Origin of the sequence: Mobilicoccus caccae (assembly GCF_030161635.1) — a bacterium.
GTDB classification, from domain to species: Bacteria; Actinomycetota; Actinomycetes; order Actinomycetales; family Dermatophilaceae; genus Mobilicoccus; species Mobilicoccus caccae.
In genome coordinates this window covers 2,935,892-2,953,078 of record NZ_BSUO01000001.1, presented here as the reverse complement: position 1 = coordinate 2,953,078, position 17,187 = coordinate 2,935,892, and the positions used below count along the sequence as shown (strand labels likewise).

The following is a 17,187-nucleotide window of genomic DNA, read 5'->3' as shown; positions in this document are numbered from 1 at the left end:
AGGGCGGCGGCGCAGATCCTCTACCGCTCCCGGCAACACGTAGGGTCGGTGACGGATCCGCTCACGAGGGGGCGATCCGGAAGGGAACCCCATGTCCGACGCACTGCGCCTCACCCAGTTCGCCGCCGGTGGCGGTTGCGCCTGCAAGCTGCCCGCGGGCCAGCTCGAGGAGGTGGTGGCGGGGCTCATCGGTCAGAGTCACCCGGACCTGCTCGTCGGTCTGGACGCCGGTGACGACGCGTGCGCCGTGCGGGTCGAGGTCGGCCCGGGTGGGGGTCGACCGCCGTGATCTCGACGGCCGACTTCTTCACCCCGATGATCGACTCGCCCTACGACTGGGGGCGGATCGCCGCGGCCAACGCGCTCTCCGACGTCTACGCCATGGGCGGGACCCCGGTGCTCGCCATCAACCTCGTCGGCTGGCCGACCGATCTGCTCCCCAACGAGGTGCTAACCGAGGTGCTGCGCGGCGGTCTCGACGTCGGCCGTGAGGCGGGGTGTCCGGTGGCGGGCGGCCACTCCATCACCGCACCGGAGCCCATCTACGGCATGGCGGTCACGGGCATCGCCGACCCGGACCACCTGCTGCGCAACGACGCCGCCGAACCCGGCCTGCCGATCAGCCTCACCAAACCCATCGGCGTCGGACTGCTCAACAACCGCCACAAGGCCACCGGCGAGCGGTTCGAGGAGGCCGTTCACTCCATGACCCGGCTCAACGCCCAGGCGAGCCGCGACGCGCTCGCGGCGGGCGCGCGGGCGGCGACCGACGTCACCGGGTTCGGTCTGCTCGGGCACCTGCACAAGATGGCTCGGGCCTCGGGGGTGAGCGCGATGATCGACCACCGCGCGGTCCCCGTCATCGACGCCGCGCGGGAGGCGTTGCGCGACGGATTCGTCCCCGGCGGCAGCCGCCGCAACCTCGACTGGGTGCGCCCGCACCTGTCCGTCGAGAACCAGGCGGTCGGTGAGGACGAACTCGTCCTGCTCGCCGACGCGCAGACCTCCGGCGGGCTGCTCGTCGTCGGCGAGATTCCCGGTGCGCCCGTCATCGGCGAGACGATCCGGCCCCGGGACGGTGCCACGCTGGTCGTGCGCTGACCTGCGAGGTTGCGCAGCCGACCTGCGCGACGGCGCCGGCGGCTACGAGCTGGTTCGGCTCGGCAGGTTCACGCCGCCTGGGCGGTGATCGGAAGACCTGCGGCGCGCCAGGCGGCGAATCCGCCGTCGACCGCGTCGACCCAGGGGAGTCCCGCGCTGTGCAGGTGGTCGGCGATGCGCCGGGCGAGCACACCGTCGGTCGAGACGAGCACGACCGCCGAGTCCTCGGCCATCCGCCGGACCTGGGACAGACCTTTTGCTGGGTGCGCGGGGTCGAGCAGCACGGTGTCGACCCCGAGATCACCGTCGGCGAGACGAGCGGGCGTCGGTCGCAGATCGACGATGACGGCCCGGCCGTAGAGCGCGTCCTGATAGGCGGCCCGCGCACTGGTCGTGCCCGCGCCCTTCAGGGTGGTTCCGGCGAACAGGGAGGTCAGCAGGGCGGTCACGGTGGCGTGATCGACGGCGGGCGCGGTCGTGTCGGGGGCAGTCGCAGTCATGGCGGATGTCTTTCGGATCGAGCGGAGGCGGACGGGAGCGGTCAGAGACGACAGCACAGGGGCCGACACATTCGGCCACCCATCGACACCTCACGTCGCGTTATGAAAGACATAACGCAATAGAACTTTGTCCGAGGGGTCGCCGTCCATCACGTCGGGCTGATTTCTCGGATTCCGGACACCCTGTCCGTCCGCGTCGACCCAGGAGCGACGGCCTGGAACCCGCTGACGCGCCCACACGCGGCGCGAAGCCCCCACACAAGCTCGAGCCGCCTCCGATCGGAGGCGGCTCGAGTTCTCGAGGTGAGGCTCGTGCGTCAGGACGTGGTGGGGCGGGCCGGCTTCTTCGTGATGAGCGGGAGGACCGCCGCGACGACGGCGATGGCGCCGATCACCGTGAAGGCCAGGGTGTAGTTCTGCTCCGCGCCGATGAGTGCCGTGGTGATGAGCGGGCCGGCGACGCCACCGATGCTCCACGCGATGAGCATGAGGCCGTAGATACCGCCGGCGTTCTTGACGCCGAAGAACTGTCCCGCGGTCGAGGGCATCGCGCCGAATCCGCCGCCGTAGCAGGTGTAGATGAGCGCGGCGAGGATGACGAACGCCCACGCCGCCGTCGCGTGCGGGATGGCGATGAGCGCCAGACCCTGGATGGCGAGGATGCCGACGAACGCGGGCATCTTGCCGATCTTGTCGCTCAGCCACGCCCAGAAGATGCGTCCCGCGCCGTTGAACAGACCGAGGAATCCGACGAGGGCCGCGGCGGCGGCTCCGGAGAATCCCGCGACGTCGACGGCGGTGGCGCTCGCGACCGAGATCAGCGAGATGCCGGCCGTGACCGAGAACGCGAGGATGGCGGTGAGGAGGAACCACTGCGGGGTGCGCAGAGCCTCGGCCTGCGTGAAGTCGCGCCCGGCGTGCTGCTGCGTCGTGCCGGAGGTCGCCGTGGCGTCCGTCTTCTTCGCCGGCGGGTTGGCGAACGTGAGCGCACCGAGGACACCGAGGACGAGGTAGGCGATACCCAGCGGCAGGAAGGCCGCCGCGGGCTCCGCACGGTTGCCGCCCAGCAGCCACTCGGCCACCGGTGCGGTGATGACGGCGCCGAAGCCGAAACCACCGACCGCGATACCGGTGATGAGGCCCGCCTTGTCGGGGAACCACTTCTGCAGCATCGCGATAGGCACGATGTAGGCCAGGCCGAGGCCGAAGCCGGACAGCACGCCGTAGCCCAGGATGAGGATCCACAAATCGCCCGCGTCACGGGCGAACGAGCTGAGGATGATCCCGATGGAGTAGATGACGACACCGGTGAGCGCGACCGTGCGTGGACCGCGCCGGTCCTGGATGCGGCCACCGATGAACGTGCCGACGAAGATCATGCCGATGGCCACCTCGAACGGGATGGCCGCCTGCACCTTGGTCAGTTGCAGAGCCGACTGATCGCTCTGGAACGCCCGGCTGAACACGCTCCACGCGTACACCGCGCCGATCGCGAGTTGCACGAGGACGCCACCGGCGAGGATCACCCACCGGTTGCGGGTCTTCGCCGGCTCGGCGGTCGAGGAGGAGGTGGGAACACTCGACATGGTGCCTCCGATGAGTCGGGCGGAGGCGACGAGGCGTTCCGCGGAGGTGAGGGGGTGGGCTCAGAAGGGGTTGACGGCCATGCCGCTGTGGTGGGCGACGCGCTGGTCCTGTTCGCTGCGTTCGGGTGGCTCACCCAGGCGCCGCTGTTCGAGTCGCTTCTCCAGCCGTTCGCGCTGGGGGACGACCGTGTACTTGGGGTCGCGGGCCGAGGTCATCCCCGCTTCGAACACGCCGAAGCGGGTGAGGGCCGACCCGACGTTGAGGGCGAGCCCGGCGAGGATCGCCGTGCTGCGCCGATGCCCGGACAGGGCGGCGAGGGTGGCGCCGCCGATCGTCAGGGCCTTGGCGGTGGTGAGGTACCGGCCGGCCTTGCCCTCGTGGAGCGGTTCGGCCAGCATCCCGAGTTCGCGCTGCATGATCTGGAACGCGGCGAGTTCGAGGACGGACCCACCGACGGCGAGGCGCCGTGCCGGGCCGCACTCGACCGGATCCGTGCAGGTCATCGCGGCGCCGCCGGCCGCGGCCAGCGCGGAGCCGACGAAGACGAACGGGAGCTGCTTGTACGAGGCGTGCCACGTCGGAGTGGCCGTGTCGGACAGGAGCACGGCCGTGTACGCGGCCAACGGGGCCGAGAACGCTCCCGCCCCGAGGCTCGCGAGGCGGTCACCGATCGGCCAGAACTGTTGGCCGGGAACGTCCTTGGGGACGACGAAGCGCATCACCTCGGACACGGCCGCAGTACCGGTGAAGGCACCGAATCCGGCGAGGATCCACGAGCCCACCGACATGGGGGAGGTCAGCTTGACCGTGCGCATCATGTTGAGGAACCGGCTGGGCTTGCCGAGATCGGCGATGAGCGCGCCCGTGCTGCCGACCAGCGCGGCGAGCGCGATGAGGCGACTGTTGCGCTGCAGCTCGTGCCGGCCGGTGAACTCACCGCCGGCCGCCACCAACGCCGAGCCCGCGGCCAGGCCGCCCATGTAGAGGTAGGCGGGGATCTCGTGCTTCCACGGCGCCGGCTTGACGATGTTGCGGCCGTAGTAGGAGCTGAACTCCGCCGGCGGCACCATGATCTCTTCGCGTTGCCGCTTGCGACGGCCACCGCCACCGCGCGCCTGCGGTTCCTCGGCGGGTCGGGTGCGTCGCGCCTCGGCGTCCGAGGGCGCAGTTCCGCCGGTGACCGAGCGCACGAGGTGGGGCACGGTGCTGCCGAGCCCGGCCACGGCGGTGCGGGCGGTGTCGCGGGCCTGGATCAGGGAGCGCTTGACGGCAGGCGTCGCGTCGTCGACCCGCGAGCGTGTCTGCGCGAACGTGCGCGGCGGCGTGGGCTCGGCGCCGACGGTGCCCAACTCGGGGGCGATGACCCCGGGGGAGGGCGGGGGTTCGTCCTGCCCGACGCCGGTGGACGTCGAGGGGCCGGGGTGATCGAAGCCGGGTTCGGAGTGGGGACCGAAAGGGGTGCTCATGCTCGCCGTCCGATGAAACTCAGGGCCGCGCCCGCGAGCATGGTGAGCCCCGCGAATCCGGCCTTGCGGAAGATGTCGGGCAGGTCGGCCGTCGTCACGATCGGGTCCGGCGGAAGGCCGTACACCTCCGGCTCGTCGAGCAGCAGGAAGATCGACCCGGTGCCGCCGACGCCGTCGTTCTCGTCGGCGCCGTACACGCGCGCCTCGGTGTACCCCTTGGCCTGCAGCGTCTGAGCCCGTTCGGAGGCCCGGCGGCGCATCTCCTCGAGGTCGCCGAACTGGATCGACGTCGTCGGACATGCCTGCGCACACGCCGGCAACTGGTCGGCGCCGATGCGGTCGTAGCACAGGGTGCACTTCTGGGCGATGCCCTCGTTCTTGACCACGCCGGTCTCGCCGTCGGGGCGCTCACGCCGTTCGATGACACCGAACGGGCAAGCGGCGACGCAGTATCCGCAGCCGTTGCAGATCTCGTCCTGCACGACGACGGTGCCGAACTCGCTGCGGAACAGTGAGCCGGTGGGGCATACGTCGAGGCAGGCGGCGTGGGTGCAGTGCTTGCACACGTCCGAGGCGATGAGCCAGCGGAAGTTGGGCAGGGTGCCCGAGGCGAGTGCGGCCTCCGCGGCCCGTTGCGCGGCGTCGGTGTCGTCGAGGTCGGTGGGCGCCTCGGCGAACAGATCGGCGATGTCCACCGACGCGGCGGTGCCGGGCCCGGTGAGCGGGAGTCCCGTGCGCGCGGCGGACCCGACGAGCTGTTCGGTGGCCCTCGGCAGCACGCCGGGGACCGGCTCGGAGGTGCGCATCGACGGCATCCCCAGGTCGACCAACCGGCGGCCCGACTCCCGGGCCTTCTCGACCCGCTCGGTCGTCTGCTCGACGAACGCCACGTGTCTCCACGTGCTGGCGCCGAGGGAGATCGAGTTGTCGTAGGAGTCGCCCGTCATCCCCAAGCGGTCCATGGGGAGGGCGTTCCACTCCTTGCACGCCACCTCGCACGCCTTGCACCCGATGCAGATCGAGGTGTCGGTGAAGAAGCCCTTGCGCGGCGGCGGATCCTCCCACCCGGCGTCGCGCGCCGGGTCGGTCGGTCCCGAGAGTTGGTTGCGCCAGAAACCCATCGACTCAGTCCTTCTCGTCCGGGACGTCCGGGACGTCCGGGACGTCCGAGGCGGAGGCGGCCGAGTCGTCCTCAGGGCTCGGCTGTTCCTCGGCCTCGCGCTGCGCGATCAAGGCGTCGTCGGTGTAGGAGTCGCGCGGCTCCGCGTCGACATGGCGCCTGATGTTGCCCGTCTGCGTGGTGATGCCCGACAACGACCGGTACTCCTCCACCAGGCGCAGCAGGGCCTCCCCGGTGGGGCGACGCCCCGGCCGGATGTCGCAGCTGGCGACCTTGCTCTCCTGGATCGCCACGTTCGGGTCGAGCGTGACACCCAGCAGGTCGTTGGCGCCGTCACCGGAGACGACCGCGCCGTCACCGCCGACACCCCAGTGGTAGGGCAGACCGATCTGGTGGATGGTCTGCTCACCGATCCGCAGGGGGCGCAGGCGCTCTGTCACGAGCACGCGGGCCTCGATCGCCGAGCGCGGCGACACGATCGTCGCCCACCCGCCGTTCTCCAGACCGCGTTCCTTCGCCAGCGCCGGGGACACCTCGCAGAAGAACTCCGGCTGGAGTTCGGCCAGGTAGGGCAGCCAGCGACTCATGCCACCAGCGGTGTGGTGCTCGGTCAACCGGTAGGTCGTGAAGACGTACGGGTACACGCCCACGCCGTATTCGCCGTACGACGGCGCCGACAGGTTGTCCTTGCGCGGGTAGACGAACCGTGAGGGGTTGCGCTGCTGCGTGTACAGCGGGTTGTCGACCGGTGACTCCTGCGCCTCGTAGTGCGTCGGCATCGGCCCGTCGAGCATGCCCTTGGGTGCGTACAGCCAGCCCTTGCCGTCGGCCTGCATGATGAACGGGTCGTCGCCGGCGAGACCGCGAGGTCCGCCCGTTCCAGGCTCCGGCCGGTAGTCCGGCGGGGTGCCGACCGGGAAGTCCGGGACGTCGTGCCCGGTCCACTTGCCGGCCTCCGCGTCCCACCAGATGTAGGCCTTGCGCTCGCTCCACGGCTTGCCCTCGGGGTCGGCCGAGGCGCGGTTGTACAGGATGCGGCGGTTGGCCGGCCAGGCCCAGCCCCACTCGGGGGAGACCCAGTTCTGCTCGGAGTCGGGCTTGCGGCGTTCGGCCTGGTTGATGCCGTCGGCGTACACCCCGCAGTAGATCCAGCAGCCACCACTGGTGGAGCCGTCCGCCTTCATCTGGGTGAACAGCGGCAGCATCTGCCCGGCCTTCTCACCGGTGAGGTAGCGCCCGTTGATCTCCTGCAGGACGGACTGCGCGTCGATCTCGCCGTGCTCGTCGAGCGGGTAGTCCCACGTGAGGTCGAGGACGGCCCGGTCGCGCGGGTCGGCGCTGTCGGCCAGCTTGCGCCGGATGATGTTGCCCAGCTCGAAGAAGAACTCCAGCTCTGAGGTGGAGTCGCCCGGTGGGGCCACGGCCGCCTCGCGCCACTGCACGAGCCGCTGGGTCTGGGTGAACGTGCCCGACTTCTCGGCGTAGGCCGCAGCGGGCAGGAAGAACACCTCGGTGCCGATGTCCTCGGTCTTCATCTCGCCGGTGGCGATCTCGGGTCCGCTCTTCCAGAACGTCGCGGACTCGATGAGCGCCAGGTCGCGGACGACGAGCCACTTGAGCTTGCTCATCGCCTCGCGCTGCAGGCGTCCGTGGCTGGAGCCGACCGCCGGGTTCTGGCCGAGCAGGAAGTACCCCTCGACCGTCCCGTCGATCATCCCCATCATCGTGGCGTAGGTGTTGTGGTTGCCGTTGATGCGCGGCAGCCGGTCGAAGCACCAGTCGTTGTCCTGGGTGGCGGCGTCGCCGTACCAGGCCTTGAGAAGGCTGACGGTGTACGTGTCCGCCTCGGTCCAGAATCCCTTCTGGTCCTTGCTCGAGATGGCCTTGATGTAGTCGTCGAACGTGTCGTGCGTGCCGGCCTTCGGCATGGGCAGGTAGCCGGGGAGCAGGTTGAACAGCGTCGGGATGTCGGTGCTGCCCTGGATGCTGGCGTGTCCGCGCAGCGCCATGATGCCGCCGCCGGGACGACCGACGTTGCCCAGCAGGAGCTGCAGGATCGCCGCCGTGCGGATGAACTGGGCTCCCAACGTGTGCTGGGTCCAGCCCACGGCGTAGGCGAAGCACGTCGTGCGATCGCGGCCGCTGTTGGTGGTGACGGCCTCGGCGATGTAGGCGAAGTCGTCCTGGGAGACACCGCAGGTGCGCTCCACGAGTTCGGGTGTGTAGCGGGCGAAGTGCCGCTTGAGTACCTGCAGGACGCACCGGGGGTGCTGCATCGTCTCGTCGCGCTTGACGATCGCGTGCTCGAGCGAGGGGCCCCCGGAGCCGTACTCGTCACCGGAGGAACGCTCGCGCTTCTCGCTGCCGTGTTCGTCCTGCTGGTCCTCGCTCGAGCCCTCGACCGTGTCGTCGCCGGCGGCCGAGTCGTACCCCCACGACGTCATGTCGTAGGTGCCGGTCTCGGGGTCGTAGCCGGAGAAGATGCCGTCGAGTTCTTCGGTGTCCTGGAAGTCCTCGTCGACCAGCGTGGGCGCGTTGGTGTAGGCGCGCACGTACTCCTCGAAGTACAGGTCGTTGCTCAGCACGTGGTTGATGAGTGCACCGAGCAGCACGATGTCGCTACCGGCGCGGATCGAGACCTGCTTGTCGGCCACGGCCGACGTACGCGTGAATCGCGGATCGATGTGGATGACCTTGGCCCCACGCAACTTGGCCTCGGTGACCCACTGATAGGCCACCGGATGGTTCTCGGCCATGTTGGAACCCTGGATGACGATGCAATCGGCATTCGCCATGTCCTGCACGAACTGCGTGGCGCCGCCGCGCCCGAACGAGGCCCCCAGACTGGGGACGGTGGCGGAGTGTCAAATACGGGCCTGGTTCTCGATCTGGACGGCGCCGAGACCGGTGAAGAGCTTCTTGATCAGGTAGTTCTCTTCGTTGTCGAGCGTCGCCCCGCCCAGGGACGCGATGCCCATGGTGCGGTTGAGCGCGCGGCCCTGCTCGTCCTCGTCCTGCCACGTGCGCCGCCGCGTCTCGAGGATGCGGTCGGCGATCATCTCGGTGGCCTCGGCCGCGCTCAGCTCGGTCCACTCGCTCGCGTGCGGTGCGCGGTAGAGGACCGTGGTCTGACGGGTCGTGGAGTTGACGAGTTGCTCGCTCGCGCTGCCCTTGGGGCACAGGCGCCCACGGGAGATGGGCGAGTCGGGGTTGCCCTCGATCTGGACGATCTTCTCGTCCTTGACGTAGATGTTCTGGCCGCACCCGACGGCGCAGTAGGGGCACACGCTCTTGGCGACCCGATCCGCCGTGTTCGTGCGGGTGGTCAACGACTTCGTGTGACGCGTGGCCACCGCGGGCCCACGCCCGAGGAAGTCGCCCTCTTTCAGTTGCCGGAGAACCGGCCACCCGAGGAAAGCCTGAGTGATCGACATGCCCTCACCTCGTTTCGTGATGACTGTCACTGTAGCCGCGCCCGGCCCGGGGTCTCTCCGAGACGTGCTCTTTCCGTCCGGCGCGTCGGGCCCGGTGTGGCCGGTGTGTTCGACCGCGGCGGAGCAACCGGTTCGGCTCGTGGTGGACGGTGAGTCTCGGCTACCGCGACCGTTCGTCGACGTGGGGCGACCGGCCCCCTTGTCGGGCCCCTTCGGCGCGCGCAGGGTATGGACAAGCGTCGGGGATATGCGCCACCCTTGACTGACCGTCCGGACGGTACAGTCGAGATGGGTGGACCCCGATCGCCCGAACAACAGGAGGAGGTGTCGCTCGATGAGCGTTTTCCCGCGAGTCGTCGTCGATGAATCACACAGCGAGGCATGGTCGCTGGACCTGCAGGCCGCTGCCCTGATCAATCCGGCCCAGCCGGCCGACGCCAGTTACGCCCAGGCCGCGGAGACCCTCCGTCACCGCGGGTACGAGGTCGTGCCGCACACCGAGGGCGAGATCGACGAGGGGGTGCTCCGCGACGCCGACGTCCTCGTGGTGGCCCACCCCGCCGACTCCGGCTCCGAGCGCACGAGCGGGTCGGGCAGCCCCGTGTTCACGCCCGCCGAACTTGACACCCTGGAGTCCTACGTCCGCGGCGGCGGAGGGCTCGTCGTCCTCGGTGAGTGCCAGCAGGGGTCGTACGGCTCCAACCTGCTCGAGCTGCTCGACCGGTTCGGCGTCGGGATCCGCAACGACACCGCGCACGACGGCACCCACCGGTTCAACGGCGTCTCGGCGTGGGTCATGGGAGCCCCGGACGCCGACGCGGCCGACCGGCGCGGCGGGGTGCTGTCCGGTATCGACGAGGTGTGCTTCTACCGTGCGGGCACGCTGACGGTGCAGGACGGCGACTCCCGCAAGGCCGAGGACGTGCGAATCCTCTTGCGCACCAGCGCTGTTGCCGACCCGGCAGGAGCGCCTCTGGCGCTGACCGCCCGCCCGGGCGAGGGTCGTCTCGTCGTGCTCGGCGACTCCGACCTGTTCGGCGACGACTCGATCGACGACTTCGACCACCGCGCCCTGTGGATCAACCTGGTCACCTGGGCCGCCGGCGCCGGCCGCGGACAGGCCGGCGCGAGCCTGGCGGGCGCGTGGCTCGCCGTCGACCAGCGATGGCTCGACCTCAAGGCCGCCGTCGAGGAGATCCGTCCACTGCAGCGCAAGGACGGCTCCATCGACGGTGATCAGCACGACCTCGGCGCCGCCGCGGCGATCGTCGACCGCATCTGCGCGGGCATCGACGCCCTCGCGCCCGAGTTCCCCCACGACGCCGAGTACCTGACCCAGTGCGCGGAGGACTTCCGCCGCTGGGCCGAGGGCGGCTTCGGGGTGCCGGACTTCCTCGACTCGATCCTGGCGTTCCGTCCGGCAGAGCACCGCGAGGACGGGCTCGTCCATCTCGTCGTGTTCCCCATGTACACCCAGAACGGCAACCTCGACCGCAACATCGAGGCCGTCCTGGTCAGCGTGTACTGGCCCGACTGGCTGGCCGAGCTCGAGCGCACCTACACGAACAAGGCGTTCCTCTCGATCGACTTCATCGACTTCACGCCCGGTTACGACACCGACTCGGCCGTGCTGTTCCCCGAGACGGTCGCCATGCGTGAGGTGCCGACGTTCACGTGGGGCGCGATCTTCTCCGACCGTGAGGCCGCGCGGTTCCGCCGCGTCACCACCGCGGCCGCCGACCTGCTCCACCTGGACCTGCCGCCCGACGCCGAGCGGCTGCTCGTCAGTCAGGAGTACTGCCAGGGCATGTTCGCGATGTGGGACATGATCCACGACCGCACGCACATGCGCGGCGACCTGCCGTTCGACCCGTTCATGATCAAGCAGCGCATGCCGTACTGGATGTACTCCCTGGAGGAGTTGCGGTGCGACCTCAACACGTTCGTGGAGGCGACCAAGCTGGAGAAGCAGGGCCAGCCGTTCGCGAAGGGTGTGCAGTACGGGGTGGTCTTCGACCGGATCTTCCGGTTCTCGATCACCGGCGGCCGGGTGCGCAACTACGACGGACTCGGTGGTCAGCTGCTGTTCGCGTGGTTGCACAAGCACGGCGTGCTGCGCTGGACCGACAACCGGCTGTCCTTCGACTGGCGGCGCGTGCCGGAGAGCGTGTGTGAGCTGGCTGAGGCCGTGGGCACGCTGTACCGCGAGGGCATCGACCGCAGCAAGACCGGGCATTGGATCGCCGCCTACGAGTTCGTCTCGGCGTACGTCACGCCGCACCCCCGGTCGGTGTGGGCCAAGGGGGCCGATGCGTTGCCCTTGGAGGGCAAGCCGAAGGAACTCGTGGACGCGGTCCTGCCCGATGAGTTCCCGCTCAACGTCTTCTTCGAGGCCCTGAGCCGCAAGCTCGGCCCGGTCGTGGCGTCGACGCGTGGCATCACCGCCGCCGACGTGACGGTGGGTGGTGGCCTCGCGGGCGCCGCCGAGCCGGTGGCCGGCGGAGCCAAGGCTGCGGGAGCCGCCGTATGAGCGCGGTGGCCAACTCACCCGTGGGTCGGGGCGAGACGAACGGACTGAACGGCAAGGTCGTCCTCGTCGCGGGTGCGGCGGGGGCGGCCGGGCCGCCGACCGTGTCGGCGTTGGTCGGTCGCGGCGCGACCGTGGTGGCGATCGACAACGTCGCCGAGCGGCTGGACCCGGTCGTGGAGCGGGCGAACGAGGCCGGTGGCCCGGGCCGGGCGACCCCGCTCGTCGTCGACCTCCTGGACGAGGCGGCGACGAGGTCGGCGATCGAGAAGGTCCTCGCGGAGCACGGCCACATCGACGGGTTGTTGCACCTCGTCGGCGGATGGCGCGGCGGCAAAGGCATCGTCGAGTCCGACCTCGCGGACTGGGCGCTGCTGCACGACCTGCTCATCCGGACGCTGCAGCACACCACCCGCGGCGCCCACGACGCGCTGATCGCCTCGGGCGGCCGGTTCGCCATCGTCTCGACGACCCAGGCGCAGAAGCCGACCGCCAAGAACGCCTCCTACGCTGCGGCCAAGGCGGCCGCCGAGGCGTGGACGCTGGCCGTCGCGGACTCCTTCACGGACTCCGAGGCCGCTGCCGTGGTCGTGCAGATCAAGGCGCTCCTCACCGACGCGATGCGTGAGGAACGCCCGGACCGCAAGTTCCCCGGGTACACCCACGTGGACGACCTCGCGGCCCATCTGGTCACACTGTGGGAGACCCCCGCAGCCGACCTGAACGGAACCCGCCAGTGTCTGACGCAGTGATCCCTCGCCTGCACGACCCCGAGCATCGGGGTTTCGCCAGCGACAACTACTCCGGCGTGCTGCCCGAGGTGCTGGAGGCCCTCGCGATCGTCAACGGCGGTCACCAGGGCGCGTACGGCGCGGACGTGTACACCGAACGCCTGGGCGCGGTGGTCCGCGAGCAGTTCGGCGACCGGGCGCAGGTGTACCCGGTGGCCAACGGCACCGGGGCCAACGTCGTGTCGTTGGCGATGCTGGCCGACCGGTGGACCTCGGTGGTGTGCGCCCGGTCGGCGCACATCAACGTCGACGAGTGCGGTGCGCCCGAGCGTCTGGCCGGGCTCAAGCTCGAGGTCGTCGACACCCCCGACGGCAAGCTGACCCCGGAACTCATCGACTCCGTCGCCTACGGCTGGGGCGATGAGCACCACTCCGAGCCGAACATCGTGTCGGTCACCCAAAGCACCGAGCTGGGCACGGTCTACACGGTCGAGGAGCTGAAGGCCGTCGTCGATCACGCGCACGGCAAGGGCATGGCGGTACACCTCGACGGCGCCCGAATCGCGAACGCGGCAGCCGCGTTGGACGTGCCGCTGCGCGCGTTCACCAGCGACATCGGCGTCGACGTCGTGTCGTTCGGCGGGACGAAGAACGGCCTGCTGGGAGCCGAGGCGGTCATCGTCCTCGACCCCGACAAGGTCAAGCGACCCCTGTACATGCGCAAGCTCAGCGGGCAGCTCATCTCCAAGATGCGGTTCGTCTCGGCGCAGTTGCTCGCCCTGTTCGAGAACGACCTGTGGCTGACCACGGCCCGGCGCTCCAACGCGATGGCTCAGCGACTCGCGGACTCGGTGCGGGACGTCGTGGAGATCACCCGTGAGCCGCAGGGCAACGCGGTGTTCGCGATCCTGCCGCCGGCCGTGACCGCCCGTCTGCAGGAGCGCTTCGCGTTCTACGTGTGGGAGGACAGCACCGGCGAGGTCCGCTGGATGTGCGGATTCGACACCAGCGAGTCCGACATCGACGCCTTCGCCGCCGCCGTGCACGAGGAGATGGCCCGGGGCTGACGCGACCCTCTCCCACGCCGAGACCGCCGCCTATTGCCGGCGGTTTCGGCGTCGAGGGGGCCGACATCACGGTGGATGAGTAGGTTCGTCGTCCACAGGTGGGTATCGGGGCTCAGGCGGTAGGTGGTGCGGCCTGGTGCGATGGGGGAGTCGATACCCGCTCTCGCAGGAGGCTCCCATGTTCGGCCGCACCGCCACCGATCCCCGCGTCGGCGCCCTCCTGGAGGAGGTCGTCGGGATCCGTCGGCAGCTCGAAGAGATCGGACGGACCCTCACCACCGACGACGACGCCCGTGAGGGTCTGCTCGCCTCGCTCGCGACGCCGCAGGCCAGGACAGCGCCCCGGGCCGGCGCTCACCTCGAGGCTCCGGGCGAGTCCACCGGGCAGGCGCCGCAGTCGCGCACCGGATCGACCTCCTGGCCGACTGCGTCGCCGCCTCCACCGCCGGCGTGGACGACGCCGGGCGCCGCGTCCGGCCCGAGCTTTCCGCGAGAGCCCGGCCCGAGTGCCCCGCGCGTTCCGTCCGCCCCCGGGGAATCCCCGAGCGAGTCCGTGACGGCCGAGGCCAGGCCGAGCGCCAGGCGCGACCTGTGGTCCCCGCCGGGGAAGGGCGGCTCGGCGGAGGACGTCGGCGCTGCCGCACCCGCCGCTGCAGGTGCCGACGCCGCCGCTCGTCCCGAGGCGCCCCCGCGAGTGGGCCGACCTCGGCCGCGCCGACGGTCGGTGCTGCCGACGAGAGCGGTTCTGGCGCTGCCGCGCTGCCTCGGCAGCCCCGGCGCACCGTGCTCACCCCCGAGCGTCTGCTCGCCATCGGCGGGGCACTCGTCACGATCCTGGGTGTCGGATTCCTGCTGGCCGTCGCCATCGCGGCGGGGATCTTCGGGCCGGTTCCCCGGGTGGTCAGCCTGGCGCTGCTCACCGTCGCGCTCGGAGCCGTGGCCGCGCGGTTGCGGGACCGCGCGCCGGACGCGGCGGTCGCTCTGGCCGCCACGAGTTCGGCCGCGGCGTTCGGAGTCGTCGTCGCCATGACGACGATCTACGGCTGGCTGCCCGCATCGGCGGGCATCGTGGCGGCGCTGGTCATCGCGGGCGCCGGCGTGTTCGTCGCCCATCGCTGGGGTCGGCCCGTCCTCGCCGGACTGTCCTATGCCCAGGTCCTGCTCGTCCTGCCGATGGTGCTCGGAGATCTCGACGACGCGGCCATGGGCCGGCTCACCATCTTCGCGACCATCGCCTTCCTGCCCATCGTGCTCGTCGTCGTCGAACACCGGTGGATGCGCCTGTACCGATTCGCCGCCGGTGCGCTGCTCCTCGTGGCCCTCGTCGGCCTGCTGACGGACTCGGTCGGCGACACCGCCGCCGTCGTCCGGCTGCTCGCCTCCCTGGCCGCAGCCGCCCTCGTCGCGGGGGTGGCGACCGCGCTCGGGGAGGTCGTCGTCGTCGGGGCGGCCCTCGGCGTCACGTCCCTGACGGTGCTCAGTCTGCGCGGCCAGGAGGTCGCCTTCGCAGGCGTCTCCCTCGACTCGGGCGCGGCAGCAGTGCTCGCGCTGGCGTGCGGCATCGCCGCCTGGCGCTACCGGGCACGCCTGCGCGCCGTGCTGACGGCCGGTGCGGTGCTGCATCTCTTCCTCGCCACCGTCGCGCTGCCGGCCTCCGACGACGTGATCGCCATCGCGCTCGCCTTCGAGGGACTGGTCCTCCTCCTCGCGGCGAGGTCGGGACGGTCCACCGCGCTCTGGTGCGCCTCGCTGGTGTTGTCGGCGATCGCCTGCCTGAGGCTCGCCGCGATGGTGCCTCTGTCTGCCCTGTTCGTCACGTCCTGGTCCGTCGAGTCCACGCGGTGGGAGGCCGTGGTGGTCGGCGTCCTCGTGGCCGCGATCGGTGCGGCGCACACGGCGACGGTGAAGCGCATCCAGGTGCCGAAGGTCCGCGACGACGTCCGGACGCTCGTCGGCGTCGCGTTCCTGCTCTACGGCGCGAGCTCGGCCGTCGTCGCCGTCGGCCTCCTGCCCGGCGCCTCCGAGACGCGCGAGATGGGCGCGGCCGTGGTGACCACCGTGATCTGGGTGGCCGTGGCCGTCGCGATGATCCTGCGGCCGGCCTCGCCCGTGACCCGTGCGGGGTACCTCGTGCTCGTCGCGGCCGTCGCCAAGCTGTTCCTCATCGACCTCCACGCCGTCGACGGGATCCTGCGCGCCGTGCTCTTCGTGCTCACCGGGCTGGCGCTCATCGGAGCCTCCTCACAGATCCGCAAGTTCGCCGCACCTCGGGGGAGCGACGCTCGCGGGTGAGGGGTCGGGGGCCGGGCCGGAGGTCGGCCCGGCCCCCTGTGGACTCAGCCGCGGATGACGTCCTGCGGCGATGCCGACTCGCAGTGGTCGCGCAACATCGTGGACTCGGCCACGAGTTGCTTCTCGATCTCCGCGCCGCCCATGAAGCCGCTCGCCTGGGCCGTCATGTCCGCCGCCCGCAGCACGGACTCGACGACCACGCGCCGGTCGGGGCGTTCGCTCAGCAGGTACTCGAAGACGAACTCGCCGGCCGTGGTCGTCGCCCCGAAGGCCAGTCGGCGCCGGTCCTCGACCTCGCGGATCTGGATCTTCTGGGTGTCGAACTTCCACCACACCTGCTTGACCGTGTACTCCGACCCGTACCGCATCGGCGTACCGGGCCGAGCCGCCTCGACGCTCTTGACGTCCTTCTGCCAGATCGGCCACGCCTCCGGGTCGGCCAGAGCGGCCCAGACGGTGCCGATGTCCGAGGCGATCTCCACCGTGGTCCTGTATTCCATGACTCCCCCTGTGGCCGAACGTGGCGGTCGAAACGAGAAGGAGTCTACGAGGCCCAGACCCTCCCGCAGGAGTGTCGATGTCGGCGAGGCGGGGTGGGGCGTGAGTCGCCGCCGGTTCAGATCGGCGGGAGGGGTTGTGGTCGCTTCGCGTCGCGTCCGTCGCCGGAGGAGCGGCCGGTCAGCCGGCGTCCGACCCAGGGCACGACGTAGGACCTGGCCCACGCGCGATCCCCGCGGATGCGGTCGGCGCGCGGCAGCGGCGGGGCCGGGGGAGTGGGGTCTCCCAGTCGACGTCCTCCGGCCGGTACCCCAGTGCGGTGAATCCGGCCAGCGCGACCCGGCGGTGGCCTTCGTCGTTCATGTGGATGCGGTCCGTCGCCCACATCCGCCAGTCCTGCAGTGCCGTGAATCCCCACTGATCGATGACCGCGCACCCGTGACGTCGCGCGATCGACCAGATGCAGGCCGTATACATCGCGTGTCGTCCGCGCACCGCGCGAACCAGCGGGGCGTCGCGAGGGTCGGTCGGAGTGGCCATGAGCACGTCGGCGCCGGTCGCGCGGATGGCCTTGACCGCGTCCTCCAGGCGGGTGGCCAGCGCGTCGATGTCGGCGCGCGGACGGAGGATGTCGTTGCCGCCGCCGACCATGCTGACCAGGTCGGGCCGCAGCTCGAGTGCCGCGTCGAGCTGCCGGCCGACGACGTCGTCGAGCTTGCGACCCCGCACGGCGAGGTTGGCGTACTCGAGACTCCCGCCGGCCTGCAGTGACATCCGGTGCAGGTGCGCCGCGAGGCGGTCGGTCCATCCGATGAACTCCCCGGGGCGCTGCGGGTCGTCGTCGCACATGCCCTCGCTGAAGGA

The 17,187-nt window shown here is 70.6% G+C and carries 9 protein-coding genes and 3 pseudogenes; 5 read left to right on the top strand and 7 right to left on the bottom strand.

The genetic code is table 11. From position 1 onward, the window contains the following. Positions 1 to 91 precede the first annotated feature (91 nt). Positions 92 to 1,101: pseudogene (gene selD, locus QQK49_RS14435) on the top strand (selenide, water dikinase SelD). A 68-nt stretch (positions 1,102 to 1,169) separates the two neighbouring features. On the opposite strand, the gene QQK49_RS14430 reads toward selD, so the two are convergent. The 5 genes and pseudogenes from QQK49_RS14430 to fdh form a co-directional block, all read right to left on the bottom strand. After that, positions 1,170 to 1,601, bottom strand: a complete 432-nt coding sequence (locus QQK49_RS14430) for a rhodanese-like domain-containing protein (RefSeq protein WP_284304534.1) — start codon at positions 1,599 to 1,601, stop codon at positions 1,170 to 1,172. A gap of 317 nt (positions 1,602 to 1,918) precedes the next feature. After that, a complete protein-coding gene (locus QQK49_RS14425; protein ID WP_284304533.1) occupies positions 1,919 to 3,187 on the bottom strand; it encodes an L-lactate MFS transporter in 1,269 nt (422 codons plus the stop codon). Positions 3,188 to 3,247: 60 nt separating this feature from the next. Further along, positions 3,248 to 4,654 (bottom strand): NrfD/PsrC family molybdoenzyme membrane anchor subunit, encoded by a 1,407-nt coding sequence (nrfD, locus tag QQK49_RS14420; protein ID WP_284304532.1) that lies wholly within the window; start codon positions 4,652 to 4,654, stop codon positions 3,248 to 3,250. Beyond that, positions 4,651 to 5,775: a 4Fe-4S dicluster domain-containing protein gene (locus QQK49_RS14415; protein ID WP_284304531.1), complete on the bottom strand. Its 1,125-nt coding sequence runs from the start codon at positions 5,773 to 5,775 to the stop codon at positions 4,651 to 4,653. Before QQK49_RS14415 ends, nrfD begins: the two co-directional genes overlap by 4 nt. An 82-nt stretch (positions 5,776 to 5,857) precedes the next feature. Continuing rightward, positions 5,858 to 9,208: pseudogene (gene fdh / locus QQK49_RS14410) on the bottom strand (formate dehydrogenase); the annotation flags it as partial. Positions 9,209 to 9,542: 334 nt separating this feature from the next. Between fdh and QQK49_RS22865 the strand changes: the two are divergent. The 4 genes from QQK49_RS22865 to QQK49_RS14390 all read left to right on the top strand — a co-directional run bounded on the left by QQK49_RS22865 (position 9,543) and on the right by QQK49_RS14390 (position 15,825). Next, on the top strand, positions 9,543 to 11,738 hold the full coding sequence (locus QQK49_RS22865; protein ID WP_348536196.1) for a DUF6421 family protein: 2,196 nt from the start codon (positions 9,543 to 9,545) through the stop codon (positions 11,736 to 11,738). Next, entirely contained in the window at positions 11,735 to 12,487 is a 753-nt protein-coding gene (locus QQK49_RS14400) for an SDR family NAD(P)-dependent oxidoreductase (protein ID WP_284304530.1), read from the top strand. The genes QQK49_RS22865 and QQK49_RS14400 overlap by 4 nt, the downstream gene beginning before the upstream one ends. Continuing rightward, entirely contained in the window at positions 12,472 to 13,533 is a 1,062-nt protein-coding gene (locus QQK49_RS14395) for a threonine aldolase family protein (RefSeq protein ID WP_284304529.1), read from the top strand. The genes QQK49_RS14400 and QQK49_RS14395 overlap by 16 nt, the downstream gene beginning before the upstream one ends. Positions 13,534 to 14,316: 783 nt before the next feature. After that, a complete protein-coding gene (locus tag QQK49_RS14390) occupies positions 14,317 to 15,825 on the top strand; it encodes a DUF2339 domain-containing protein (protein ID WP_284304528.1) in 1,509 nt (502 codons plus the stop codon). A 44-nt stretch (positions 15,826 to 15,869) separates the two neighbouring features. Here QQK49_RS14390 and QQK49_RS14385 read toward each other — a convergent pair whose 3' ends face one another. Together QQK49_RS14385 and QQK49_RS14380 are read right to left on the bottom strand one after the other, a co-directional pair. After that, complete coding sequence (locus QQK49_RS14385; RefSeq protein WP_284304527.1) at positions 15,870 to 16,325, bottom strand: SRPBCC family protein; 456 nt, start codon at positions 16,323 to 16,325, stop codon at positions 15,870 to 15,872. Positions 16,326 to 16,441: 116 nt separating this feature from the next. After that, a pseudogene (locus tag QQK49_RS14380) lies at positions 16,442 to 17,172 on the bottom strand (SGNH/GDSL hydrolase family protein). Between the last annotated feature and the right edge of the window lie 15 nt (positions 17,173 to 17,187).

Excerpts from the sequence above, each read along its gene's own strand:
- QQK49_RS14400 (WP_284304530.1), top strand. The coding sequence starts at position 11,735 with ATGAGCGCGGTGGCCAACTCACCCGTGGGTCGGGGCGAGACGAACGGA.
- QQK49_RS22865 (WP_348536196.1), top strand. The coding sequence starts at position 9,543 with ATGAGCGTTTTCCCGCGAGTCGTCGTCGATGAATCACACAGCGAGGCA.
- QQK49_RS14430 (WP_284304534.1), bottom strand. The coding sequence starts at position 1,601 with ATGACTGCGACTGCCCCCGACACGACCGCGCCCGCCGTCGATCACGCC.
- QQK49_RS14415 (WP_284304531.1), bottom strand. The coding sequence starts at position 5,775 with ATGGGTTTCTGGCGCAACCAACTCTCGGGACCGACCGACCCGGCGCGC.
- QQK49_RS14385 (WP_284304527.1), bottom strand. The coding sequence starts at position 16,325 with ATGGAATACAGGACCACGGTGGAGATCGCCTCGGACATCGGCACCGTC.
- QQK49_RS14425 (WP_284304533.1), bottom strand. The coding sequence starts at position 3,187 with ATGTCGAGTGTTCCCACCTCCTCCTCGACCGCCGAGCCGGCGAAGACC.
- nrfD (WP_284304532.1), bottom strand. The coding sequence starts at position 4,654 with ATGAGCACCCCTTTCGGTCCCCACTCCGAACCCGGCTTCGATCACCCC.